Source organism: Limnohabitans sp. 2KL-1 (assembly GCF_003063435.1).
Lineage (GTDB): Bacteria > Pseudomonadota > Gammaproteobacteria > Burkholderiales > Burkholderiaceae_C > Limnohabitans_A.
Map to the genome: position 1 here is coordinate 113,947 of NZ_NESL01000003.1, position 23,418 is coordinate 137,364.

A 23,418-nucleotide genomic window follows, 5' to 3' on the forward strand; every position below is an offset into this window, starting at 1 on the left:
GACTCAACAGCTGACGGGATTTCATGCTGGACAGCTCAACGCGGTCAGCGCTTGCGCATATCGCTCAGCAGCACCTCGGCTTTGGGCCACCAAATCCAGCCCTTTTTGGCGAGCCCGTTTACATGCAGAAGGCTCATGCAACCAGGCCATGGCCTGATCAAGGGCACCGTTCATGTCGGCCACCCGCGCCGCAGCGCCAGCGGTTTCGGCGTTTTGTGCGGCTTCGGCAAAGTTGAAAGTGTGCGGCCCCATGATGACCGGGCAGCCAAAGGCAGCAGCTTCGATCAGGTTTTGGCCGCCCAGCGGCATGAAGCTGCCCCCCAGCAAAGTCATGTCGGCGCTCTGGAAATACACCGGCATTTCGCCCAGACTGTCACCCAGCCACACCTCGGTTTTTTCTGCCTGATCGGCAGGGTCTGGCGCATCCGGCGTCCAGGCCGAGCGGCGAAACACCGACAAGCCCTGTGCAGCCACCTGCGCATGGACTTCGTCAAACCGCTGCGGGTGCCGGGGCACCAGCAGCCACAGCACACCCGCCGCCCGGAACGCCGCCAGCCGATCCGCATCGGCCGCCAACGCCTGCAGCCACAGCGCCTCTTCGCCCTCGCGGGTGCTGGCCAGCATGACCACCGGCCGGGACTGGCCCTGGACTTGCCACTGGCTGCGCCAGACTTGGGCCAGCGCCAGCGCATCGGGCTGGGGCGGCACGTCGAATTTGAGGTTGCCCAGCACCGCCTGCACCTTGGCACCCAGCTGCTGAAGGCGCGCTGCGTCATCCGGGCTTTGCGCCAGAACCGCTGTCAAACCCCGGTAAGCGGGCCGTGACAACAGCGCCCAGCGCAGGCCCGAGCGCAGCGATTTGTCATTCAAGCGGGCATTGGCCAGCACCAGCGGCACCTGTGCCAAGACGCAAGCCTGCACCAGCGTGGGCCAGACCTCGGTTTCCATCAGGATGCCCAGCCGGGGCTGGTGGTGCTGCAAAAAGCGCCGCGTGGCCTCGGGCGTGTCCCAGGGCAGCCAGGCCTGCGCATCACCCGGGCGCAGCAGCGATTGCCCCTGCGCCCAGCCGGTGGCGGTGCTGTGGGTAAGCAACAAGCGCATGTCGGGCCAGAGGGTGCGCAATGACGCAATCAGGATGGCTGCCGCCCGGGTCTCGCCCAGCGAAACGGCATGCACCCAGATGCGGCCCGGCTCAGGCGGGGCCTCGTCGTAAAAACCAAAACGCTGGGGCATGTGCGCCAGATAACCAGGCTCTTGCAGGCCTCGGCGTTGCAGTTTGCGGCGCAGCAGGGGTTGCAGGCCGCGCATCACTGCGCCATATGCGCCCAGCGCCAGGCGCTCTGCCCAAGACAAAGCGGCCCGCATCAGCGCCCGGCCGCCCGGTCAAACAGCTGTTGGTAGACCCGGCCAATGCCTTCGGCTTCTTTGGCCAGAGAAAATTCATGCGATACCCGGTCATGCGCTGCCTGGCCCATCTGCACCGCTGCAGGCAGATCGGCCAGCACCTGGCGCACGGCGCGTGCCAGACCCGGCGCATCGCCCGTGTCCACCAGCTCGCCCGTGATGCCGGGCAACACCAATTGGTCAAACGCGCCGGTGCGCGAACACACCAAAGCGCAACCTGTGGCCGCTGCCTCGAACGGGGTCAAGCCAAACGGCTCATAACGCGGGCAGGCCACGCACAGCAGGCAGCGCTGGTACCACTGGTGAACCTCGCCTGCAGGCACTTCGCCCAGAAACACAATGCGCTCGGACAAGCCGGCTTGGGCGATCTTGTCGATCAGGGCTTGCTGGTAGGCCTGGTGCTGGGGCTGGGCCAGCCCCGCAATCACGGCGGTCGCGCCGGGCAGGTGCGGCAGCGCCTCGATCATGGCGTCCACAAACACGTCGCTGCCCTTGTCGGGCCGCACACGGCCAAACACGCCAATGCCGTATTGGCCAGGCAAGCCAGAATCGGCCCAGGCCTTGAGCTTGTCGGGCGATAAGGCAAAGCGCGACAGGTCAATGCCGTGCGGCACCACGGCCGTGGTGTTGGGCACAAAACTGGCCGCCAGCGGCGTGGTCGAGATGACCGCGTCCATTTTGGCGATCAGCCAGCGCGGAAAGCGCCCGTGCAGGTGCTGCGCCGCCGAGGTGAAGACCAGCTTGATCGGCAGGCGCAGCACGTCGCGGGCAAAAATGCCCAGCATCATTTCCGGGTCACGCCGCACATGCCAAATGCGAAAACGCCGCCCCTCAGGCGGTTTGCGCGATATGTTCAGGGCTTGCCAGACCGACAAGCCCGCCACCCGGTTGGACATCGTGGTGCCGCAATAACCCAGCCGCCATTGCTGCATTTGCAGTGGAACCAGGGCGTTGACCGTGGCCGATACGCCGGTGTAGCGTTGTTTGATGTTGAAGACGATGACGTCGGGGTTGGGATGGAGCACAGCGTCCCGATGGGAGTAAGGGTCGGGAAATTATAGAGAGCACCAGCAGTTATATTCCCCAGCACGACTTTGGCATCCCTTGCATGAAAACCTACATCTTGAATTTACCCTCAGCCCGGGAGCGTCGGGCTTTTCAAACGCACCAGGCCGAGCAACTCGGGCTGGCTGCGGTGTTCATCGATGCCCACACCCCGGCAGACATTCCGGAGGCGTTTTTCCAGGCCCATGCGTTTGCATGGGAACGCCCACTCAAGATCACCGAAGTCGCTTGTTTTCTCAGTCACCATGCGGTCTGGCAAAAGATTGCTGCAGATGACGCCCCCGCCCTGATTCTGGAAGATGACGCGATACTGGCCCGCAACACGCCTCGTCTGCTCAAGGAATTGCAAAACTTGAAAAACATCGACCACGTTTGCCTGGAAACCCGTCGGCGCAAGAAATTGCTGGGCCAGTCATTCATCGCATGCCAAGACGCCCAAGCAGTCCTGCACCCCTTGCTGCAGGACCGCACCGGCGCAGCCGCCTATGTTTTGTGGCCATCCGGTGCGCGTCAGCTTCTTGCAAAATTTCAGGCTGTCGGTATGGGTCTGGCAGATGCCTTTATTTCCAGCACTTACACCCTGCAATCCTGGCAAACCGTCCCGGCGTTTGCGATCCAGGCCGATGTGGCCCAAGACCATGGCGTTGTCTGTCCGATCGCACCACACTCCTTGATTGCGCGCGAAAAAGTACCCAGCCCACCGACCCAGCACTGGACACAAGGGGTTCGGTTGAAGCTGCGCCGCTTGGGCTCGCAAATGCGATTGGCTTGGCGCTTTTTGAGTTGCATGAGCCGTGCGCGGCGTCAAATGGTGGGCATCGATCTGCCGCAATTTTCAAAAGCGCCCGACTAACGGGAAATATAGCGACGCCACAGCAGCTCCAGCTTGTTCAAAATCAAAGGCAACCAGCGGGTACGGTAGACATTGAACTTGTACGGCTTTTTGACCCGGGGATCGTGCGTGTTCACAAAGTCTTCTGCAAACGGATAAGCCTGCAATGGACGTTGCCCGAATGCGCAGGATTCTTGCTGCGTCATTTCAATGAACGACTTGACCCGGTTACCCGCCATCTTGGCGGCCAGCTTCGCACCCAAAGTCAGCACACGCCCACGGTAAGCCGGTTCTTCCGGCACATAAAACACAAAGGGGTCGGCCATTTGCACCATGTCGGCAAAATGTGCGCCCGCCAACTCCCCATTGGCTTGTTCTGATGAAGCGAAAACCCAGCCGCACTGCCGCAAGCGTTCGACATTCAGCAACGCGATGTCTGCGTATTTCTGCGGCACAGCACTGGCCTCGGGATGGGCCGCAGACCAGCGGTAACACCGCAAGCTCGAATCCGCCCGATAGCGGGTCTCAAAATAATCTCTTTTGCTGCCTTTCATGAACAACGGACTGATGAAGGCCACATCAGGGCATTGCTCAAAAACAAGTTGGGCCAAAGACAGATCGCGAGCATCAAAGGGTCGAACGATTTGCAAATCGTCTTGCAGCATCAGCAAAAAGTCGGCTTGTGTCGCCTCCAGCGCCGATTGCATGTTGTTGTAATAGCCGCCATGCCGGTCGTCGAGTCCTGACTTCATGTGCCGCACGCGTTCGCCCAAGCTGCACAGGTACTGCACGGTTTCAGGATCGTCGCTGCCGTCGTCATAGACCGTGAAGGGCACGCCTGGCAAATTGCGCTGCAAAGACGCCACACAATTTTTCAGATACGCACCACGATTGAATGAAAAAATCGCAATGTCCAAAGTCGCAGACGTCATGTCAAGAGGCTTTCTGTTCGCAGGCAAAAAGGATTGGCCAAACCACCAAGGCGAGATGGATCATGGCCAGCACAGCAGGCCCGGCCGAAAGGCTGGGCAGTGCATGACGTGCCGTGCACCGAAGGCGCACACATCATAGGCCACAACCAGATCGGCTTATGGCCGGTCCTTGCTGTCATCACCAGCCATCCAGGCCAGTCCCAGCAACATCACCGTCAGGGTGCTGAAAAAATAACGAAAAGCATTGCGCCCCAGGGCGTTGACGGTCAAGCCAAACTCAAAAATCAAGACCACCAACAACATGCCCAACAACACATAGGCTTGGATGCGCGCATGCTTGCGGCGCTGGAGTTGCCAGAATCCGGCAAATAAGCCACCAAACAAGGCCACCAAGGACGATAGGCCCACCAGCCCCGACACCGCCGCGTAATGCAAGATGTCGTTCTCGAAAACCGGTGCAATGCCCTCTGGCACCGCCAAAGGCTTCAAGTGCTCGCCCAGTTTCCTCAAAGCCTCACCACCACCCCAACCCAACCATGGCCGTTCCGCGAAAAGGTGCACAGCGTAAGACCACAGTTCCAGACGGATGCTGACCGACCAATCCACCACCTCACCGGTCTTGTACCAATGCAGACCCCCATTGAAGCCTTGCTGAACACGTTGCACAACCAGTTCATCGGGGGCCAACCACACCCCCTTGGCCACCAACAAACCAATGACCAGCACACTGGCCAAGCGCCACATCACCGGTTTTTGAGCCATCAATTTCCAGGCAAAAACAATCAGCACCATGACAATGGACAGCCAGCCCCCCTTGGACCCGCTCAACAAGGAGGCCCACACGCCGAACACCGCACCGAAAACCATGTACATCCGCACAAGCCAGGACGATCGGGCTTGTTCAAAAAACAAAATTCCAAACAAGGAAATGCAGGCCAGCACCACGGCCAAATCACCAAAGACGATCGGGTGGTTCATGGCCCCCATGGCACGACCGATGTGCATCACCAGACTTTGGTAACTGGCCAATGCGCCCGCCAGGATCGCCCCCGTGGCTGCGCCCAGCCAAAGGACTTGGGCTTGCAACCGTGCGCCAATGACCCCGCTGAGCATGAAGGGCATCAGGACAAACGGCACAAAGGCTTCGTAATAGCTGAGCTTGTAGCCGTACCAAAAACCCACAAAAATGCCCATGACGACAAACAGACCCACACCCCACACCATGCGCCGAACCTCGGGCCACTGCCACAGCGCCGTCCAATGGTTTCGCCAGCGCCCCATGGGCCACAAACCCATCCCCGTCAGTGCCAAACACAGCAAGACATAAGCCCCCGGCAAGACCAATGACAAGGACAAGAAAGCAAACACCAGAACATTCTGGATCGATTCGCTGCGACTCAAGGTGTGGGACTCAAACCGTGTCATTCGATGACCAATGCAACAAGCCCATCCAGCGCCCCAGCATGCGGGCCAGCAACTTGGGAGAAAACAAGATCGCACGCAAAGGCAGCGCCAACGCAGTGACCCACAACAAACGTCGCCGGTCGCGCAGCGCTTGCTGGCGAGAACCGTGCTTTTCTTCAAAAATCAATTTGGATTGGGCGTGGTGATAGCCCCTGACGTACTCGCTTTTCCAAGGTGAGCCGCCCTTGACCGAACCGCGAGAACGGTGCAACGCCACCACATCGGGCACCACCACCAAGGGCAGGCGGGCCTTGAACAGGCGCAGGCACAGGTCATCGTCTTCGTAATACAGAAAGAAACGTTCGTCAAAAAATCCCGTGCTCTGGAACCTCGCCATGCGAAAAAGCATGGCGGCACCGCACACAAAACCCACGCACGCAGCGCCTTGGGCCTGCGGCCCCCGCGAGGTCCACAAGCTGTGTGGCCAACGGTAATTCACCTCAGGCTTGCCCCGCGCGTCCACCAATTGGGGGGCCAACAAAGCGGCTTCCGGCATGGACTGTGCATGTGCGACCAAAGCCATCAAGGAGGTCAGCGTGATCTCACAATCGGGATTGAGCAGAAATGCCAATGGCGTCCTGACCAAGGCAAGGGCCCGGTTGTTGGCGGCGCCAAAACCCAGGTTTTCAGGATGCGCCAGCACAGTGGCATGCGGCCAACAAGTTTGTGCCTGAGTGGCCGTTCCGTCGTTGCTCGCGTTGTCTGAAATGATGACATGAGGGCAGTGCTGCAACAAAGCATTCAAGCCTGCAAGGCAATGCGCACTGTGGTGAGTCACCACCACCACCGTCACCTGCTCCAGGTCGTGCAAGTCCATGCTCAGTGCGCCGCCGCCTGGATCTGCGCATCCGGCTTGACCGTGCGCAGCAGGGCCAGCATCTCGGCTTCGATGCGGTGCAATGCGGCTTCGGTGTGACCCTCAAAACGCAGCACCAGCACCGGCGTGGTGTTCGAGGCCCGGATCAGGCCGAAACCATCGGGCCAGTCCACCCGCAGGCCGTCAATGGTGAAGACTTTGGCAGGGGCCTTGAAGGCGTCACCGGCCAGCACCTGCAAAGCGCTGGTCACGCTGTGTGGCTCGCCTTCGGCACAGGCCACGTTCAGCTCGGGTGTGCTGAAACTGCTGGGCAAGGCGTTCAAAACGGCATTGGCATCGGGGGATTGGCTGACGATTTCGAGCAATCGGCAACCGGCATAGGTGCCATCGTCGAAGCCGTACCAGCGCTCCTTGAAGAAGATGTGGCCGCTCATCTCGCCGCCCAAAGGGGCTTGCCCACCTGCGGCTTCAATGGCCCGCATCTGGGCCTTGATCAGCGAGTGGCCGGTTTTGTACATCAAAGCTTGGCCACCTGCGGCCTCGATGGCCGGGGCCAGGCGCTGTGAGCACTTCACGTCAAACAAGATGGTGCCACCCGGCACGCGGCTGAGCACGTCCTCGGCAAACAGCTGCATCTGGCGGTCGGGGTAGATGTTGTTGCCGTCCTTGGTCACGATGCCCAACCGGTCGCCGTCGCCGTCAAAGGCCAGACCGAGTTCGGCGTCTGTGGTTTTCAGGGTCTCGATCAGGTCTTGCAGGTTTTCGGGCTTGCTCGGGTCGGGGTGGTGGTTGGGAAAGTTGCCGTCGACCTCGCTGAACAGCTCGATCACCTCGCAGCCCAAAGCCCGGAAGATGCCGGGGGCCGAAGCGCCTGCGATGCCGTTGCCCGAGTCAATCACGATCTTCATGGGGCGCGACAATCGGGTGTCGCCCACAATGCGCTGCGTGTAGTCGGCCAGCACGTCCAGCTGCGTGACGCTGCCGCCGCCTTGCAGCTGCCAGGTCTCGGCTTCGATCATCTGGCGCAGGCCCTGAATCTCGTCGCCATAAATGGCGCGCCCGCCCAGCACCATCTTGAAGCCGTTGTAGTCCTTGGGGTTGTGGCTGCCCGTGACCTGGATACCGCTTTGGCAGGCGGTGTGGGCCGCAAAGTAAAGCATGGGCGTGGTCACCAGACCCACATCAATGACCTGGATGCCCGCCGCCACCAAACCGCGAATCAGCGCGGCCGACAGACTGGGCCCGCTCAAACGGCCATCGCGTCCCACGGCCACAGTGCTCTGGCCTTCGGCCAGTGCGTGGGTGCCAAAGGCTTTGCCCAACCCTTCGGCCACTTGCTCGTTCAGGGTAGACGGCACCACGCCGCGGATGTCATAGGCTTTGAAAATGGAGGATGTCACTTGCATGGGATAAACCAATCAAAAAGGCTGCCAGAACCGACTTGGGAATTGTGGGTTCCATTGTAGAGGGCAAGCGCGCCATCTCTTTGACACCATGGGTCCGGAAACGACACCCGCATCCCGGCCGCCCACCCGCTTTTGTGGCTAACATGGCCATTCATGAAACGCCCCCACGCCACCGCCCTGCCCACCCGGCCTGCAACAACGTCAGGCCTGGATGCGCAGCGCTGCTATCGGGCCATGGCCGAACGGGATGCGGCCTGGGATGGCGTCTTTTTCACGGGCGTCACCACGACAGGCATTTACTGCCGACCCGTTTGCCGCGTGAAGTTGCCGCGCCAGACCCACTGCCTTTTCTTTGAAACCCCCGCGCAGGCCGAGGGCCATGGTTTCAGGCCTTGCCTGCGTTGCCGTCCGGAGCTGGCACCGGCCCGCCGCTTCTGGTCCACAACCGATGCCGAAGCGGTTCTGGCCGAACACGCCGCCCGGAAGCTGCAAACGGCCATCCAGCGAGGCGACAAACCACCCACCATGACGGCTCTGGCGGCACAGCTGGGCGTGAGCGACCGCCACCTGCGGCGCATGTTTTTGCGGCATTGGCAGGTTTCACCCCTGCAGTACCTGCAAACCCAGCGGCTACTGCACGCCAAACAGTGGCTGCACGACAGCCCGATGTCTGTGGCTCAGGTGGCGCAAGTCAGCGGTTTCGGCTCAACACGGCGCATGTACGCGGCTTTTGCCCAACATTACCAACTCAGCCCCGGACAATTGCGCCCGCCACGCACGCAGCGCCAGAACGCAGCGTCAAGCACCGCCTTGGCGCTGGTGCTGCACTACCGGCCGCCTTGCCAGATCGGGGCCTTGTGGCAATTTTTCAAAGACCGCTCACTGCCAGGCATGGAAAGCTGGCATGGTGAAGGCCCGCGCGCCGTGTTGCGCCGAACCGTTCGCTGGCCCCATCAGCAAGGGGTCATCGGCGGCTGGCTGGAAGTGCAATGGGACTCGGAACGCCCCTGGGTCCACTTGCGCACCAGTCCCCAATTGCTGCCGGTGCTGCCCGATCTGGTGGCCCAGGTCCGCGACTGGCTGGACCTGGATGCTGAGCCGGCGGCCATTGCGCAGGTGATCGAACTGGATTTTCCACACACCTTGGGCCTGCGCTTGCCGGGTGGCCTCGATGGTTTCGAGCTGGCCGTGCGCGCCATCCTGGGCCAGCAAATCACGGTCAAGGCCGCGCGCACCTTGGGCCAGCGGCTGGTCAATGCCCTGGGTGAGCCGTGCGAAACGCCTTGGCCCGAACTGAACCGGACTTTCCCCAGCGCGGCCACTCTGGCCCTGGAAGAAAACGCCGCGCTCATGGGCAGCCTGGGCGTGGTACGCCAACGGCAAAAAGCCATTCAAGCGCTGGCGAGAGCCGTTGAATCAGGTGCCTTGCAGCTGCATGCCCAGGCCCCGTTGGAGCCCACCTTGCAGGCGCTGCTGGCCTTGCCCGGCATCGGCCCCTGGACGGCACACTACGTTGCCATGCGCGCACTGCGCTGGGTGAACGCCTGGCCGGTGCAGGACGTGGCGCTGCAAACTGCTTTGGGTGTGCGGCAACACCCTGCACCCGCGCAGGCGGCGGCACAGCTGGGCCTGGCCTGGCAACCCTTTCGCAGTTACGCCCTGATCGCGGCCTGGCAACGCTTGTCCCCCACCCCTGAGGCTTCCGATGAAAACCATTGACACCCAACGACTGGACGGCCCCTTGGGGCCCATGATCCTGGCCGCCTCGACACAAGGCCTGTGCGGCGTCTGGTTTGAGGGACAGCGCCACGGCCCCTCCGAAGAACGCATGCAAAGCTGGACACCCCAGTCTTCGCACAGCCTGCTGCAAGAGGCATCACGGCAACTGCACGCCTACTTTGCCAACGAACTTCTGAAGTTTGACTTGCCCCTGGACCTGTCGGCGGGCACCCCGTTTCAGCAATCGGTCTGGCAGGCCTTGCTGACCATCCCTTCGGGCAAAAGCCAAAGCTACGGGGATCTGGCACGGCAATTGGCCAACCCCAAGGCCGTGCGTGCCGTGCGTGCCGTGGGTGCGGCCGTGGGGCGCAATCCTGTGGGTATCATCGTGCCTTGCCACCGCATCCTGGGTGCCGGTGGCCAACTCACGGGTTATGCAGGCGGGCTGTGGCGCAAACAAGCGCTGCTGCGGCTTGAAGGCCACCCCGGCATCTGACATCTTTCATGAATCCACCTCACGCCAAAGGCTGGCTGGCCGACTTCCTGATCCTGGCCGCCATCTGGGGCTCCTCTTTTTTGTTCATGCGTGTGGCGGCTCTGGAACTGGGCGCTTTGCCTACCGCCGCCATTCGGGTGGCCATTGCCTCGGTCTTCCTGCTGCCCCTGATGCTGGCCAAAGGCCATTGGGGCGAGCTGCGCCAACACTGGAAGCCGGTGCTGTTTGTGGGCGTGCTCAACAGCGGCATTCCCTTCGCGTTGTACTCGTTTGCCGTGATGCACATCACCACGGGGTTTTCGTCCATCCTGAACGCCACAGTGCCCTTGTTTGGCGCGCTCGTCGCTTGGGTTTGGCTGGGTGACAAGCCCAGCCTGTCGCGCACCGTGGGTCTGGCCATCGGCTTTGGCGGCGTGGTGCTGTTGGCGGGTGGGCAAGCCAGCTTCAAGCCCAACGCCTCGGGCATTGCCCCAGCCTGGGCGGTGCTGGCCTGTCTGGGGGCCACCACTTGCTATGCGCTGGCCGCGAGCTTCACCAAAAAACACATCCCCAGCCTGCCGCCATTGGTCACCGCCACCGGCAGCCAGATCGGGGCCACGCTGGCGTTGGTGTTGCCTGCGCTGTGGTTCAGGCCAGACCACTGGCCCAGCGCCTCGGCCTGGGGGGCATTGCTGGTGGTGGGGGTGCTGTGCACAGGCGTGGCCTACATCCTGTATTTCAAGTTGATCGAGAACTCGGGGCCTGCGCGGGCGCTGACGGTCACCTTTTTGGTGCCAGTTTTTGCCATCGCCTATGGGGTGCTGTTTCTGGGTGAAACCGTGACCGCCTGGATGCTGCTGTGTGGTGCGGTGATTTTGGCAGGCACCGCCCTGTCCAGCGGGCTGGTCAAGCTGCCGGGGCGTTGAGCTGAAAGACGTCAGACCTGAAGGTGCCGACCTACAGGACAGATTTGCAGGTCGCGGGCTTCAGCCCCGACACCCACATTTTCACGGGTTGCACGCGCTGCACATCCCGCGCCCTGAGCTGGCCACACCCGCCATCGACATCCTGCCCCGCCGACTGGCGCAATTTGGTCAGCACGCCGCGCTGGTGCAAGGTTCGGGCGATTTCTGCCGCACGTTCCCAGCTGGGCCGCGCGTAGGGCAAATCGGGCACCGCGTTGTAGGGGATCATGTTCATCAGCGCGTATTTGCCTTTGAGCAGGCGCACGATGCCGTCGATTTCTTCGGCGCTGTCGTTCACGCCCTCGATCAGCGTCCACTGGTACTGGATCGGGTAGCCGGTGGCGCAGGCATAAGTTTCACCCGCCTCCACCAGATCCTGCGGGTCAAAGCGCGGGGCACGGGGCAGCAGTTGCGCCCGCAAATCGGCCCGCGTGGTGTGCAGAGACAAGGCCAGTGCCGGTTTGACGCGGCCTTGCGGCAAGCGCTCGAACACCCGCGCATCGCCCACGGTGGAAAACACGAGATTCTTGTGGCCGATGTTGCCCACCGTGCCCAGCAGGTCAATGGCATCGATGACCGCGTCCAGGTTGTGCGAAGGCTCGCCCATGCCCATGAACACCACTTTTTTGACGGGTCTGAGCGTCCGGGCCAGCGCCACCTGCGCCACGATCTCGGCGCTGCCCACTTGGCGGATAAGGCCTTCGCGCCCGGTCATGCAAAACACGCAGCCCACAGCGCAGCCCACTTGCGACGACACACACAAGCCATCGCGCGGCAGCAGCACACTTTCGACCGTCTGGCCGTCTTGCAGGCCCACCAACAAACGGGCCGAGCCGTCTTGCCCAGGGTGCTGCTCGCGCAGCGTGGCCAGGCCGCTGAGGGTTTGGCTGAGCGCGGGCAGGGCCTCGCGCACGGCCGTGGGCATGAAACTCTCCAGCGGACGGCGACCGCTGTCCTGCGGCTTGGCTTGCGCCCACAGGCGCAGCACACGCTGCTCGTGAAGGGCGTTGGCCCCCAGAGCGCGCAAATGGTCGCGGATGTCCTGAATGCTGTGCATGAGTTTCAGTAATGGGGCGGGATTTCGTCGCGCAGGTTGCGCAGCTCGGCACCGCCACCCGATTCGGGCAGACGGTCACGCATCTGGCGCAGCTCCTGAATCAGCGCGTCAATTTGCTGCTGCTGGCGATAGACCTGTGCATTGAGCTGGTCGAGCAGGTCTTCGGTAAAGCCGGCCTTGATCTCCAGGTCGATCAGGCGGTTTTCAATCAGGGTGGGTATGTCCATGGGCTGTATTGGACATGATTTTGGCGGGGCCTTTGCGATCTTTTATAATCCTCGCATCGCCGAGTTAACTGAACTACTTGCAGGGCGATTCACAAATTCTGCTAAAGCGTTCGCCAGGCTCCGGGTTTTCAGGGTCGGCAACGCCGACAAACCGCTGAAACTTTAGGAGCTTTTTTCATGTCCAACGACTACCTCTTCACCTCGGAATCCGTCTCCGAAGGCCATCCCGACAAAGTTGCTGACCAGATCTCTGATGCGATTTTGGACGCGATTTTTGAGCAAGACCCGCTCAGCCGCGTGGCCGCCGAAACCCTGACCAACACTGGTCTGGTCGTGCTGGCCGGTGAGATCACCACGCAAGCCAATGTGGATTACATCCAGGTGGCCCGCGACACCATCAAGCGCATCGGCTACGACAACACCGAATACGGCATCGACTACAAAGGCTGCGCCGTGCTGGTGGCCTACGACAAGCAGTCCAACGACATCGCCCAAGGTGTGGACCACGCATCGGATGACTTTTTGAACATCGGCGCAGGCGACCAAGGCCTGATGTTTGGCTATGCCTGCTCGGAAACGCAAGAGCTGATGCCCGCCCCGATTTACTACGCCCACCGTTTGGTGGAGCGCCAAGCCCAGCTGCGCAAGGATGGCCGTCTGCCTTTCTTGCGCCCCGACGCCAAGAGCCAGGTGACCATGCGCTATGTGGACGGCAAACCCCACAGCATCGACACCGTGGTGCTGTCCACCCAGCACAGCCCCGACCAGTCGGAAACCGCCACCAAAATGAAGGCCAGCTTCACCGAGGCCATCATCGAAGAGATCATCAAGCCCGTGCTGCCCAAAGAGTGGTTGCAAGACACCAAATACCTGATCAACCCAACCGGCCGTTTCGTGATTGGTGGCCCCCAGGGCGATTGCGGCCTGACGGGTCGCAAAATCATTGTGGACACCTACGGCGGCGCTTGCCCGCATGGTGGTGGCGCGTTCTCGGGCAAAGACCCATCGAAGGTGGACCGCTCGGCTGCTTATGCCGCACGCTACGTGGCCAAGAACATCGTGGCCGCAGGCCTGGCCACCCAGTGCCAGGTGCAAGTGGCTTACGCGATTGGCGTGGCCCGCCCGATGAACATCACCGTGAACACCGCCGGCACTGGCGTGATTTCGGACGACAAGTTGTCGGCCCTGGTGGCCGAACACTTTGATTTGCGCCCCAAAGGCATCATCCAGATGCTGGACTTGCTGCGCCCGATCTACAGCAAGACCGCCGCCTATGGCCACTTTGGCCGCGACGAGCCCGACTTCACCTGGGAGCGCACCGACCGCGCTGCTGCACTGAAAGCAGCTGCAGGCCTTTAAGCCCCAGCGAACGACAAGCCCCCCGACAAGCATGGGGGGGTAAAAATACAAGCCGCTCAGCATCCGTTGAGCGGCTTTTTTGCGTTCAGGTTGGGCATACCGGTATGCAAGCCACATCAGGGACCGCTTGTCGAGGGCCTGGTCTGTGGCACCCGACACAGACAGCCGAGGCGGCTTGTTTTGACAATCCAGTCAAACCATGCCAACGGAACCCACCATGTTCAAAGACCGCCTTGATGCCGCCCGCCAACTAACGAAGGCGCTGCAAAAGTACCAAGGCCAAAACCCTTTGGTGCTGGCGATCCCCCGTGGCGCTGTGCCCATGGGGGTGTGGATGGCGCAAGCCCTGCATGGGGAAATGGACGTGGTGCTGGTGCGCAAACTGCGCGCACCGTTTCAGCCCGAAGTGGCCATTGGCGCGGTGGACGAAACGGGTCTGGCCTGTCTCTCGCCCTACGCTGCCACGCTCGGCATCGACCCGCAATATGTGAAAAATGAAATCCAGCGGCAGATAAAAACCCTGAAGTCGCGTCGCCAGCAATACAGCCAAATTCGGGCAGCGATTCCGGTCCAGGGGCGTGTGGTCATCGTGGTAGACGATGGCTTGGCCACGGGGGCCACCATGATGTCGGCACTCAAAGCCCTGCGCCAACACCACCCGCAGCGTTTGGTCTGCGCCATTCCGGTGGCCAGCCCGGAAGCTTTGACCAAAATTCAACCCTTGGCCGACGAAACGGTCTGCCTGTCCGCCCCTGAAGACTTCATGGCGGTGGCGCAGTTTTACCGGCAATTCCCACAAGTGAGCGATGCGCAAGTGCTTGAATTTTTGCGTGCACCAGCGCAACCCACGCCACAAATCCGGTGCCCGTGAGACCGCTGCAGAGGCCGGCAGGCAGCACATGGCTCCGTCATGCCTCAGACATGCCTCAGACATGGCATTCGGTGCGCAAGCGTTTGTCCAACGCCGTGACATTCAAGGACGTCAAGTCCAGCGCATGCTTGGCCACGATGGTTTTTTGTACCGGCGCGTCCAAATGCAGCAACAACTCCCCCATGAAGGGATGGGACACCACCAAGACCAAGGCATTCAGACCTTGGTTCAAAACGGCCTCCCGAAAATAAGCCGCCAGCGTCTGGGCAAACTCGCTGCGATGGTGCTGCTTGAGGTCTGAGCGGGGCGCCAAACCTGTCCGTCCGAATGACGAATGACCCAAGGGGGCACGCTCGGTCTCTCGGGCCTGCATGCGACTTTCCGGGTTGAGCCAATCGGCCAACTCCACCAAGGGCTCATTCACGGATGAGCGCTCAAAAAGCCGCGCATGCGAAGCATTGGCGACCAAGATCCAGTGTTTTTGCAACATGTCCCCCTCCTTTTTCAGTCTGATGGAGGGTTTGATTTTTCGGGCAAGCCGGCCCGGGGTCAATTGATCGGTCGTTATAGAACCTGCGGTTCTGCGCCCGGCTGCACACCAGCTGATTGACCAACGTCAAGTTCTGCGCCCCCCAAACATGCGTCAATGCAAGGCTGATGCGTGTGCCCACCGTGCTCGCCTTGGGTTACGCCACACGCCCTACAACTTGCTCCGACACCACAAGATGACCCACAACACAGCCCCGGCCGAATGCGTTTTTGTGGCACGCAACCTCACCAAGGTCTATGGCGAGGGTGCAACCACCGTGCAAGCGCTGTCCGGGGTGGATCTGCGCATCATGCAAGGCGAGTTTGTGGTCTTGCTGGGGGCGTCGGGCAGTGGCAAATCCACTTTGCTCAACATCCTGGGTGGACTGGACCATGCCACGGCAGGAAGTGCCCAATGGTTCCACCAGGGTGAATTGCACGAGCTGACGGGTGCCAGCGATGCCGAACTGACCCGCTACCGGCGCGAACATGTGGGCTTTGTGTTCCAGTTCTACAACCTGATCCCCAGCCTCACAGCGCTGGAAAATGTGGCGCTGGTCACCGACATGGCCACCGCGCCGATGCGTCCTGAAGACGCTTTGGCGCTGGTGGGCCTGACTGAACGCATGGACCACTTTGTCTCGCAACTCTCCGGTGGCGAACAACAACGGGTCGCCATTGCGCGCGCCATCGCCAAACGTCCCCAGGTGCTGCTGTGCGACGAGCCGACAGGCGCGCTGGACTGCGCCACCGGCATCGTGGTGCTGCAAGCCATCGAAAAAGTCAACCGCGATCTGGGCACCACCACCGTGATCATCACCCACAATGCCGCCATTGCAGACATGGCCGACCGCGTGATGCGCATGGCCGGGGGCCGCATCGTGGACATCCAGGTCAACCACCACAAAGTGGCCGCGTCCACGCTGCGCTGGTAAGCCGTTCATGAAAGCCCTGAACATCAAACTCTGGCGCGATCTGCAACGCTTGTGGCCGCAGGTCCTGACCATGGCCTTGGTGGTCGCCATCGGGGTGGCCGGTTTTGTGGGCATGTTCTCGGTGCATCAGTCACTCCAGAGTTCCCGCGATGGTTTTTACCGCGACAACCGCCTGGCAGATGTCTTCATTCACGTCAAACGTGCCCCGACACAGTGGCTGGACCGCTTGCGCATGATCGAAGGTGTGGCGCAAGTGCAGCTCACCACGACCATGGACGCGCCCATCGCCCTGCCCGATGCCCAAGCACCGGTCACGGGCCGCTTTGTGGGGCTGAACCTGGGGCGTGCACACGAACAGCAGCAAGGCCTGAACGCCGTGAGCCTGCGCAGCGGTCGCTGGCCCGAGCCAGGTCAGGCACTGGAAGCCCTGGTCAGTGATCGTTTTGCACAGGCGCATCAGCTGCGCCCTGGTGACAAGGTCAATGCCATCCTCAACGGTCGGCTGCAATCGGTGCACATCGTCGGCACGGCCATTTCGCCAGAATATGTGTTTGCCTCGCGTGGCGGCATGCCTGACGACAAGACCTTCGGTATCTGGTGGATCGATCACGAGCGCATGGCGCAGACGTTTGACATGCAAGGGGCCTTCAACCAGGCCTCTTTCAGACTCCATGACAGCCTCCAGGAGCCGTCGGTGATCGCACAGATCGATGCGCTGCTGGATCGGTACGGCACGCGGGGTGCCATGGGACGCGACAAGCAAATGTCGGCACGGATTGTGAGCGATGAACTCTCGCAACTGAAAGTCATGGGGACGGTGCTGCCCGGCATCTTTCTGGCTGTCTCGATCTTCATCCTCAACGGGGTCATTACCCGACAAGTGGCCACTCAGCGCGGCCAGATTGCAGCACTCAAGGCACTGGGCTACACCGACCGCACAATCGCTGGCCATTACATGGCCCTGAGCTTGGTGATTACCGGTTTGGGCCTGCTGGCTGGCTTGCTGCTGAGCCAGTGGATCGGCCAACAGATGCTGGCTTTGTATGGCGAGGTGTTCAGATTCAAGCAATTGACTTACAGCACCACGCCCTGGCTGGTGGCGGTGGCCATGGCCTGGACCTTGGCAGCGGCCATTGCGGGGACATGGGGTGCGGTGCGCACGGTGGTGCGTCTGCAACCGGCCGAGGCCATGCAAGCGCCGGCCACGCCACGTTACCGCAAGACCTTGCTGGAGCGCAGCGGCGTGGGCCGCCAGGTGAGCACGGGCATGCGCATGGTGATCCGCAACGTCGAGCACCGCCCCTGGCGCTCGCTGTTCACCGTGACCGGCATTGCGCTGGCCGTGGCCTTGCAAATCTCAGGAGCCTTCTGGATGGACGCGATGGACCACATCATGGAGGTGCAATTTCAGCAAGTGCAGCGCGGCGATGTGGTGGTGCAATTTCAAAATGCGGTGTCGCCATCGGTGGTGCAAGACCTGCAACGCATGCCGGGGGTGATCCATGCCGAAGCCAACCGCACCGAAGCTGTTCGCATCCATGCACGCGGGGTCAGCGAAGAAGGCGCATTGTTGGGATTGCATGCCTGCGCCCGCTTGCTCAGGCCAGTCGATGCGCTGCAAGGCCCGGTGCCCGTGCCTGCACAAGGGCTGTTGATGTCGGATTTGCTGGCACGACAGTTGGCGGTGCGCGTGGGCGACCGTGTCGAAGTGGCATTTTTAATGGGACGTCAAACCCGCGCACAAGTGGAAGTGGTGGGCGTCGTCCACACCCTGATGGGCAAACAAGTTTTCATGAGTCTGGACGCCATGAACCGCCTGTCACGCGAAGGCTCGGCCGTCACAGAGGCCAGCTTGCGTGTGGACGCTGCGCTCATGCCCGCATTTTGGTCGGCCGTGAAGCAAGCGCCGGAGATCGTGGCGGTGTTTGACAAGGCCTCGGAAATGGCCAGTTTTCAGGCTTCTACCTCGCGCAACATGGGCATCTTCAGCGCCATTCTGACGCTTTTTGCCATCGCCATGGCGGTGGCCATTGTGTACAACTCGGCGCGCATCAGCTTGTCCGAGCGGGCATGGGAACTGGCCAGCTTGCGTGTCCTGGGCATGACGCGTACCGAGGTCTCGCTTTTGCTGCTGGGCCAGTTGGGTGCCGAGTTGCTGCTGGCACTGCCTGTCGGCGGGATCGCCGGTTGGGCGCTGGCGTCCTTGTTGATGCACCTGATGGCATCCGACAACATCGATTTTCCGGTGGTCATCGCGCCCTCCACTTATGCTTGGGCAGCCTTGATCGTGTTGGCCGCAGGCCTGGTCAGTGCACTGCTGGTGCGCCGAAAAATTGACCAGCTCGACTTGGTCGCTGTTTTGAAAGTCCGCGAATGAATGCCCCAAGCCCGCCACCATCACCGCACCGCTGGCAGCACTGGCTGCTCTGGACCCTGGCCGGCCTGGGCGTTCTGGGCCTGCTGTGGTGGTCTTTTGCACCTCGCCCCTTGGTCGTGACGCTGGGCTCGGCCAGCATCGGACGCTTTGAGCAAGTGGTTGAAAAAGAGGGCCAATTGCGTTTGAAACATCGCTACATCGTCGCCGCTCCGGCTTCGGGGCAGCTGCAAAGACCCACCCTCAAGGCGGGTGACATCGTCACTCAAAACGAGACGGTCGCCTGGCTGGCCTCCGCAGCATCGCCCTTGATTGACCCGCGCAACCGCGCCGTTCTGACGCAACGGGCAGGCCGCGACCATGCGGCACGCCAGGCCGCCCATGCCAGGCTGCAACAACTTCAAACGGCACTGGACCAAGCCAGTCTGCAAGCACAAAGAGCGCAGCAACTGGCACAGCAAAATTTCATCGCACCTTCGGCACTGGATCAGGCGAGGCTCGCACAACGCTCCGCAGAGCAAGCGCTGGCAGCAGGCCAAGCCGAGTTGCTCGCTGCCCAATTCAGTTGGGCCGAATCGCAGGCGGCCTTGGCCAGCTTTGCGCCAGTCAACGGCGCATCCTCAAACAAGCTTTGGGCCATCTCCAGTCCCGTCCACGGCCAGGTCGTCAAAGTCCACCAAAGCAGTGCAGGCCCAGTGACAACCGGGCAAGCCTTGCTTGAAATTGGCGACACCACATCGCTGGAAGCCATCCTCGACGTGCTGTCTTCCGACGCCCAACGCATCCAGCCCGGAGCCCCGGTCAAACTCTTTCTGGATGCGCGTGATACGCCACTGATGACCCAAGTCACACGCCTGGAGCCGACCGCCTTCACCAAGCTGTCTGTACTGGGGATCGAGGAACAACGTGTCAATGTGCTGGTGGAACTCTCACCTGCACAAGCCCAACAGGTGGCACAGCATCGCCTGGGCGATGGCTATCGGGTCGATGCGCGCATCACCGTATCTGTGGCCGATAAGGTCTTGTTGGTACCCAGTGCCGCCTTGGTGCGCGCTGCAAAGGATTGGCGAGTCTGGTCCGTGCGCAACGGTCGTGCCCAAGGACAAACGGTGCAGGTCAAAGAACGCAATGCCGATGTGGCCTGGATTGAACCCGGCCCGATTCAACCGGACGACAGCGTCGTCCTCTACCCAGGCAAGCTGCGAGAGGGGCAAGCGGTTTCTGGTGCCAAAAACTGACGGCAGAGACAAGGCCTGTCGAAACCGGACATTCAGGGCCACCGACAACGCCCCGACTCAGCAGTCAGCGATGCCGGCCGACCGGCGTGCGCTCAAGCCAGACGGCTGCGCAGCGAGGGAAAGGCTCGTGTTTTGCTTTTGCTGGACATTGCCGGCTGGGGAACAGGTGCCACCACGCTGAGCATGTCCGACACCAATGCGTCGGCACGGCCATGGGCACCATGGCGGCTGGTTTCAAAATCAAAACGGGTGGTTTTGGCCATCTGAGCCACAAAGTTCTGCGGGTAATCCCGAACATTGAACCCCCGCAGTGCCATCACTTTCATGAAGGCATTGGCCGCCTCTTCAACGGCACGGTGATATTCTTGACTTGCTTCTGGCGTCATGTCGACCTCGTTCATAGGATGAAGTGTTTCACACGTCCATAACGCAGCGCAAGTCCCAAAGGAATACACCGGTTGTGTCAATTTGTGAATGAATTTGACAAAATTCCTCGTGCAGCCCACAAACCACTGGCCAAACAAGCCGTCAGCAAATAGCCGCCCGTCGGGGCCTCCCAGTCCAGCATCTCGCCCGCACAATAAACATGGGGGCGAGCTGACAACATCAAATCCGGCCCCATCGCCTGCAGCGCCACCCCCCCGGCAGTACTGATCGCCTCGGCGACGGGTCGGGGATTTTTCAGGGGCACTGACAAGGCTTTGATGCGCATGGCCAAAGTCTCGGGCTGGTTGAAGTCCTCGGCATGACAAAGTTCATGAAGTAAGCCCATCTTCACCCCGTCCAGGCCCAGCCGGCTTTTGATGTGGCTGCTCAGACTGCGGCTGCCCCGAGGCCATGCCAGCTCCTTTTTCACCTGTTCCAGCGTTTTATCGGGCAACAAATCCAACACCATGCGGGCCTGCCCCTGCGCCATCAAATCGTCCCGCAACAAAGCCGAGGCAGCGTACACCAGACTCCCCTCGATCCCGGTCCCGGTCACCACGAACTCTCCCTTGCGATCAAACCGCGGGGCCAGTGGCTGGCCATCACGCGCTGGCACCGACAAAGCCACCGACTTCAGCGGTTGGCCTGCGTATTTGTCACGGAAATGAGCGGTCCAACCTTGCCCTTGCCTGCCAAGCACATCGAAACCACAGTTGGCGGGCTTCAAAGGCACCACATCCACCCCCTGCGCTTGCAACAAAGGCACCCATGTGCCGTCTGAGCCCAGGCGTGGCCAGCTGGCCCCACCCAGTGCCAGCAACGTGGCGCGCGCCTGCACCGTCACAAGTTGGGCATCATGTTGCCGCTCAAAAGTCAGCCATTCACCTTGCCAGCCCAGCCAACGGTGGCGCATGTGGAACTGAACCGGCACGCCCACCTCCGGATGGCGCAAGCGGTGCAACCAAGCCCTGAGCAACGGCGCGGCCTTCATTTCAGTGGGGAAAATCCGCCCCGACGTTCCCACAAAAGTGTCGATGCCCAAAGTCTGGGCCCAATCGCGCACGCCCTGGGCATCCAGCTGCGACAGCCATGAACTCACCTCGGCTTGATGCGATCCAAAGCGGGTTTTGAAGACCTCGGATGGCTCGGAATGCGTCAGGTTCAGGCCACCTCGGCCTGCGAGCAAAAATTTGCGGCCAACCGAGGGCATGGCATCAAAAAGGTGCACCGCCACACCTGCGCGGGACAGCACATCGGCTGCCATCAGCCCGGCCGGCCCGCCCCCGACGATGGCCACCTCGGTTTGCACATCGGGGCGTTGGGAAGAGAGGGAACGGGGGTCTGAATGGGTCATGGGCTTGGGGACAAAGATCGCGGTAGCACCGAACGAAGGCGTCCAGTTTCTGTCAAAATAGGTCCAACTTTAGCCGCATCTTCAATGTTCACAAGGAATAGGCCATGGCCAGCGATTTGATCAAACACACTACCGACGCCACTTTCGAAGCCGACGTGCTCCAGTCGAGCCAGCCCGTGGTGGTGGACTTCTGGGCTGAATGGTGTGGCCCCTGCAAAATGATTGCCCCGATTCTGGACGAAGTGGCCAGCGCTTACGAAGGCAAGCTGCAGATCGCCAAAATGAATGTGGACGACAACCGCGACATTCCCGCCAAGTTCGGCATTCGCGGCATTCCCACGCTGATGATTTTCAAAAGCGGGCAATTGGCAGCCACCAAAGTGGGCGCCATGAGCAAGTCGCAATTGACGGCATTCATCGACCAGCAACTGGCTTGATACCCGCCGGGGTCTGACCCGACAGGGACAACCGCCGCCAACCGGGCCCACATGGCCCGGTTTTTTGTTTTATGGCCCCATCGAAAACCTGTCATAATTTCTAGCAGGCAGCCCGATCCAGGGACAACGCCCAAATTTCCGGAAGCAGCGCCCCAAACCCAGGCGGCCTCCAATTCAGAACATTTCCACCCGGTTATCCGAAAAACGGTCCCCAGCGGTCCGCTTCGACACAGGCCAATTCCCATGCATTTGAACGAACTCAAGGCACTTCATGTGTCCGAACTCCTGAAGCAAGCCGACACGCTCGAAATCGAGAACACCGGCCGCATGCGCAAACAGGAGCTGATGTTTGCCATCATCAAAAAGCGCGCCAAAGCGGGCGAACAGGTCTTTGCCGACGGCGTGCTGGAAATCCTGCCCGACGGTTTCGGCTTTTTGCGCAGCCCCGATTCGAGCTACACGGCCAGCACCGACGACATCTACATCAGCCCCAGCCAAGTGCGGCGCTTTAACCTCCACACCGGCGACATGATCGAAGGCGAAGTGCGCATCCCCAAAGACGGCGAGCGCTACTTTGCCCTGACCAAGCTGGACAAGGTCAACGACGACCTGCCCGAGAACAACAAGCACAAGGTGATGTTCGAGAACTTGACGCCCCTGTTCCCCAAAGAGCAGATGCGTCTGGAGCGCGACATCAAGGGCGAAGAAAACATCACCGCCCGGGTCATTGACATCATCGCGCCGCTCGGCCGTGGCCAACGCGCTCTGATCGTGGCGCAGCCCAAATCGGGCAAGACGGTGATGATGCAGCAGATTGCCCACGCCATCACCGCCAACTACCCCGATGTGCACCTGATGGTGCTGCTGGTCGATGAGCGCCCTGAAGAAGTGACCGAAATGCAGCGCAGCGTGCGCGGCGAAGTGATCTCCTCCACATTCGACGAACCCGCTTCGCGCCACGTGCACGTGGCCGAAATGGTGATCGAGCGTGCCAAGCGCCTGGTGGAGCTGAAAAAAGACGTGGTGATCCTGCTGGACTCGATCACCCGACTGGCCCGCGCTTACAACAACGTGGTGCCCTCCTCGGGCAAAGTGCTCTCAGGCGGTGTGGATGCCAACGCCCTGCAACGCCCCAAGCGTTTCTTTGGCGCAGCACGCAATGTGGAAGAAGGCGGCAGCCTCACCATCATCGCCACCGCGCTGGTCGACACCGGCAGCCGCATGGACGAGGTGATCTTTGAAGAATTCAAGGGCACGGGCAACTGCGAAATCCACCTGGAGCGCCGCCTGTACGAAAAGCGCGTGTTCCCGGCCATCAACCTCAACCGCAGTGGCACCCGCCGCGAAGAGTTGTTGCTTCAGCCCGAAGTGCTGCAAAAAACCCGCATCCTGCGCCAATTCATGTACAACATGGACGAGATCGAAGCGATGGAAATGGTCTTGAAGAGCATGAAAGCCACCAAGAACAACTCCGAGTTCTTCGACATGATGCGACGCGGCGGCTGATACCCTATAATCGACAGGTTTTGCGGA

22 protein-coding genes are annotated in these 23,418 nt (G+C 61.1%); 11 read left to right on the forward strand and 11 right to left on the reverse strand.

The window, feature by feature from the left end; all coding sequences use genetic code 11:
• Positions 1-21: 21 nt before the first annotated feature.
• Together B9Z47_RS08645 and B9Z47_RS08650 are read right to left on the reverse strand one after the other, a co-directional pair.
• Positions 22-1,365: a 3-deoxy-D-manno-octulosonic acid transferase gene (locus B9Z47_RS08645; RefSeq protein WP_233253726.1), complete on the reverse strand. Its 1,344-nt coding sequence runs from the start codon at positions 1,363-1,365 to the stop codon at positions 22-24.
• Positions 1,365-2,429, reverse strand: a complete 1,065-nt coding sequence (locus B9Z47_RS08650) for a glycosyltransferase family 4 protein (protein ID WP_108330859.1) — start codon at positions 2,427-2,429, stop codon at positions 1,365-1,367. The genes B9Z47_RS08645 and B9Z47_RS08650 overlap by 1 nt, the downstream gene beginning before the upstream one ends.
• Positions 2,430-2,512: 83 nt before the next feature.
• Here B9Z47_RS08650 and B9Z47_RS08655 point away from each other — a divergent pair, with 83 nt between their 5' ends.
• Entirely contained in the window at positions 2,513-3,322 is an 810-nt protein-coding gene (locus B9Z47_RS08655; protein WP_108330860.1) for a glycosyltransferase family 25 protein, read from the forward strand.
• On the opposite strand, the gene B9Z47_RS08660 is transcribed toward B9Z47_RS08655, so the two are convergent.
• From B9Z47_RS08660 to B9Z47_RS08675, 4 genes are all read right to left on the reverse strand, one after another.
• Positions 3,319-4,233 (reverse strand): glycosyltransferase family A protein, encoded by a 915-nt coding sequence (locus B9Z47_RS08660; protein ID WP_108330861.1) that lies wholly within the window; start codon positions 4,231-4,233, stop codon positions 3,319-3,321. The two genes, B9Z47_RS08655 and B9Z47_RS08660, sit on opposite strands and share 4 nt — an antisense overlap.
• Before the next feature lie 156 nt (positions 4,234-4,389).
• Positions 4,390-5,634 (reverse strand): O-antigen ligase, encoded by a 1,245-nt coding sequence (locus tag B9Z47_RS08665; protein WP_158271650.1) that lies wholly within the window; start codon positions 5,632-5,634, stop codon positions 4,390-4,392.
• A gap of 10 nt (positions 5,635-5,644) precedes the next feature.
• Entirely contained in the window at positions 5,645-6,514 is an 870-nt protein-coding gene (locus tag B9Z47_RS08670; RefSeq protein WP_108330863.1) for a glycosyltransferase, read from the reverse strand.
• A gap of 2 nt (positions 6,515-6,516) precedes the next feature.
• Positions 6,517-7,920, reverse strand: coding sequence for a phosphomannomutase/phosphoglucomutase (locus tag B9Z47_RS08675; protein WP_108330864.1), 1,404 nt, complete (start codon positions 7,918-7,920; stop codon positions 6,517-6,519).
• A gap of 153 nt (positions 7,921-8,073) precedes the next feature.
• On the opposite strand from B9Z47_RS08675, the gene B9Z47_RS08680 reads away from it, so the two are divergent.
• The 3 genes from B9Z47_RS08680 to B9Z47_RS08690 are packed head-to-tail and all read left to right on the forward strand — an operon-like array spanning position 8,074 to position 11,040.
• On the forward strand, positions 8,074-9,639 hold the full coding sequence (locus B9Z47_RS08680; RefSeq protein ID WP_108330865.1) for an Ada metal-binding domain-containing protein: 1,566 nt from the start codon (positions 8,074-8,076) through the stop codon (positions 9,637-9,639).
• Positions 9,626-10,135 carry a methylated-DNA--[protein]-cysteine S-methyltransferase gene (locus B9Z47_RS08685; protein WP_108330866.1) on the forward strand — a complete coding sequence of 170 codons (510 nt, stop codon included), beginning with the start codon at positions 9,626-9,628 and terminating at the stop codon, positions 10,133-10,135. Before B9Z47_RS08680 ends, B9Z47_RS08685 begins: the two co-directional genes overlap by 14 nt.
• A gap of 8 nt (positions 10,136-10,143) precedes the next feature.
• The gene (locus B9Z47_RS08690; protein ID WP_108330867.1) at positions 10,144-11,040 is read left to right on the forward strand and encodes a DMT family transporter; all 897 of its coding nucleotides are present in this window, start codon (positions 10,144-10,146) and stop codon (positions 11,038-11,040) included.
• A 31-nt stretch (positions 11,041-11,071) separates the two neighbouring features.
• Here B9Z47_RS08690 and B9Z47_RS08695 read toward each other — a convergent pair whose 3' ends face one another.
• A complete protein-coding gene (locus B9Z47_RS08695; RefSeq protein ID WP_199226334.1) occupies positions 11,072-12,136 on the reverse strand; it encodes an RNA methyltransferase in 1,065 nt (354 codons plus the stop codon).
• 5 nt (positions 12,137-12,141) lie between these two features.
• Positions 12,142-12,363 (reverse strand): SlyX family protein, encoded by a 222-nt coding sequence (locus tag B9Z47_RS08700; RefSeq protein WP_108330868.1) that lies wholly within the window; start codon positions 12,361-12,363, stop codon positions 12,142-12,144.
• A 177-nt stretch (positions 12,364-12,540) separates the two neighbouring features.
• On the opposite strand from B9Z47_RS08700, the gene metK reads away from it, so the two are divergent.
• Entirely contained in the window at positions 12,541-13,722 is a 1,182-nt protein-coding gene (metK, locus tag B9Z47_RS08705) for a methionine adenosyltransferase (protein ID WP_108330869.1), read from the forward strand.
• Between the two features lie 217 nt (positions 13,723-13,939).
• The gene (locus tag B9Z47_RS08710) at positions 13,940-14,593 is read left to right on the forward strand and encodes a phosphoribosyltransferase (protein ID WP_108330870.1); all 654 of its coding nucleotides are present in this window, start codon (positions 13,940-13,942) and stop codon (positions 14,591-14,593) included.
• 55 nt (positions 14,594-14,648) lie between these two features.
• Here the strand turns inward: B9Z47_RS08710 and B9Z47_RS08715 are convergent, their stop codons facing one another.
• A complete protein-coding gene (locus B9Z47_RS08715) occupies positions 14,649-15,083 on the reverse strand; it encodes a host attachment protein (protein ID WP_108330871.1) in 435 nt (144 codons plus the stop codon).
• A gap of 235 nt (positions 15,084-15,318) precedes the next feature.
• Here B9Z47_RS08715 and B9Z47_RS08720 point away from each other — a divergent pair, with 235 nt between their 5' ends.
• From B9Z47_RS08720 to B9Z47_RS08730, 3 genes are read left to right on the forward strand one after another with little or no spacing between them, the layout of a single operon-like run.
• Entirely contained in the window at positions 15,319-16,056 is a 738-nt protein-coding gene (locus tag B9Z47_RS08720) for an ABC transporter ATP-binding protein (RefSeq protein WP_108330872.1), read from the forward strand.
• A gap of 7 nt (positions 16,057-16,063) precedes the next feature.
• Positions 16,064-18,433, forward strand: coding sequence for an ABC transporter permease (locus B9Z47_RS08725; protein WP_108330873.1), 2,370 nt, complete (start codon positions 16,064-16,066; stop codon positions 18,431-18,433).
• Positions 18,430-19,668: an efflux RND transporter periplasmic adaptor subunit gene (locus B9Z47_RS08730; protein WP_108330874.1), complete on the forward strand. Its 1,239-nt coding sequence runs from the start codon at positions 18,430-18,432 to the stop codon at positions 19,666-19,668. Before B9Z47_RS08725 ends, B9Z47_RS08730 begins: the two co-directional genes overlap by 4 nt.
• Positions 19,669-19,760: 92 nt before the next feature.
• Here B9Z47_RS08730 and B9Z47_RS08735 read toward each other — a convergent pair whose 3' ends face one another.
• Positions 19,761-20,069 carry a hypothetical protein gene (locus B9Z47_RS08735; RefSeq protein WP_233253727.1) on the reverse strand — a complete coding sequence of 103 codons (309 nt, stop codon included), beginning with the start codon at positions 20,067-20,069 and terminating at the stop codon, positions 19,761-19,763.
• A 62-nt stretch (positions 20,070-20,131) separates the two neighbouring features.
• Positions 20,132-21,448: a TIGR03862 family flavoprotein gene (locus B9Z47_RS08740; RefSeq protein WP_108330875.1), complete on the reverse strand. Its 1,317-nt coding sequence runs from the start codon at positions 21,446-21,448 to the stop codon at positions 20,132-20,134.
• 104 nt (positions 21,449-21,552) lie between these two features.
• On the opposite strand from B9Z47_RS08740, the gene trxA reads away from it, so the two are divergent.
• Entirely contained in the window at positions 21,553-21,885 is a 333-nt protein-coding gene (gene trxA, locus B9Z47_RS08745; RefSeq protein WP_108330876.1) for a thioredoxin TrxA, read from the forward strand.
• A 243-nt stretch (positions 21,886-22,128) separates the two neighbouring features.
• Positions 22,129-23,391: a transcription termination factor Rho gene (gene rho, locus B9Z47_RS08750; protein ID WP_062405887.1), complete on the forward strand. Its 1,263-nt coding sequence runs from the start codon at positions 22,129-22,131 to the stop codon at positions 23,389-23,391.
• Positions 23,392-23,418 lie beyond the last annotated feature (27 nt).

Coding starts and splice junctions, on each gene's coding strand:
- B9Z47_RS08645 (WP_233253726.1), bottom strand. CDS start 1,365: ATGCGGGCCGCTTTGTCTTGGGCAGAGCGCCTGGCGCTGGGCGCATAT.
- B9Z47_RS08655 (WP_108330860.1), top strand. CDS start 2,513: ATGAAAACCTACATCTTGAATTTACCCTCAGCCCGGGAGCGTCGGGCT.
- B9Z47_RS08660 (WP_108330861.1), bottom strand. CDS start 4,233: ATGACGTCTGCGACTTTGGACATTGCGATTTTTTCATTCAATCGTGGT.
- B9Z47_RS08670 (WP_108330863.1), bottom strand. CDS start 6,514: ATGGACTTGCACGACCTGGAGCAGGTGACGGTGGTGGTGGTGACTCAC.
- B9Z47_RS08675 (WP_108330864.1), bottom strand. CDS start 7,920: ATGCAAGTGACATCCTCCATTTTCAAAGCCTATGACATCCGCGGCGTG.
- B9Z47_RS08680 (WP_108330865.1), top strand. CDS start 8,074: ATGAAACGCCCCCACGCCACCGCCCTGCCCACCCGGCCTGCAACAACG.
- B9Z47_RS08685 (WP_108330866.1), top strand. CDS start 9,626: ATGAAAACCATTGACACCCAACGACTGGACGGCCCCTTGGGGCCCATG.
- B9Z47_RS08690 (WP_108330867.1), top strand. CDS start 10,144: ATGAATCCACCTCACGCCAAAGGCTGGCTGGCCGACTTCCTGATCCTG.
- B9Z47_RS08695 (WP_199226334.1), bottom strand. CDS start 12,136: ATGCACAGCATTCAGGACATCCGCGACCATTTGCGCGCTCTGGGGGCC.
- B9Z47_RS08700 (WP_108330868.1), bottom strand. CDS start 12,363: ATGGACATACCCACCCTGATTGAAAACCGCCTGATCGACCTGGAGATC.
- metK (WP_108330869.1), top strand. CDS start 12,541: ATGTCCAACGACTACCTCTTCACCTCGGAATCCGTCTCCGAAGGCCAT.
- B9Z47_RS08710 (WP_108330870.1), top strand. CDS start 13,940: ATGTTCAAAGACCGCCTTGATGCCGCCCGCCAACTAACGAAGGCGCTG.
- B9Z47_RS08715 (WP_108330871.1), bottom strand. CDS start 15,083: ATGTTGCAAAAACACTGGATCTTGGTCGCCAATGCTTCGCATGCGCGG.
- B9Z47_RS08720 (WP_108330872.1), top strand. CDS start 15,319: ATGACCCACAACACAGCCCCGGCCGAATGCGTTTTTGTGGCACGCAAC.
- B9Z47_RS08725 (WP_108330873.1), top strand. CDS start 16,064: ATGAAAGCCCTGAACATCAAACTCTGGCGCGATCTGCAACGCTTGTGG.
- B9Z47_RS08730 (WP_108330874.1), top strand. CDS start 18,430: ATGAATGCCCCAAGCCCGCCACCATCACCGCACCGCTGGCAGCACTGG.
- B9Z47_RS08735 (WP_233253727.1), bottom strand. CDS start 20,069: ATGAACGAGGTCGACATGACGCCAGAAGCAAGTCAAGAATATCACCGT.
- B9Z47_RS08740 (WP_108330875.1), bottom strand. CDS start 21,448: ATGACCCATTCAGACCCCCGTTCCCTCTCTTCCCAACGCCCCGATGTG.
- trxA (WP_108330876.1), top strand. CDS start 21,553: ATGGCCAGCGATTTGATCAAACACACTACCGACGCCACTTTCGAAGCC.
- rho (WP_062405887.1), top strand. CDS start 22,129: ATGCATTTGAACGAACTCAAGGCACTTCATGTGTCCGAACTCCTGAAG.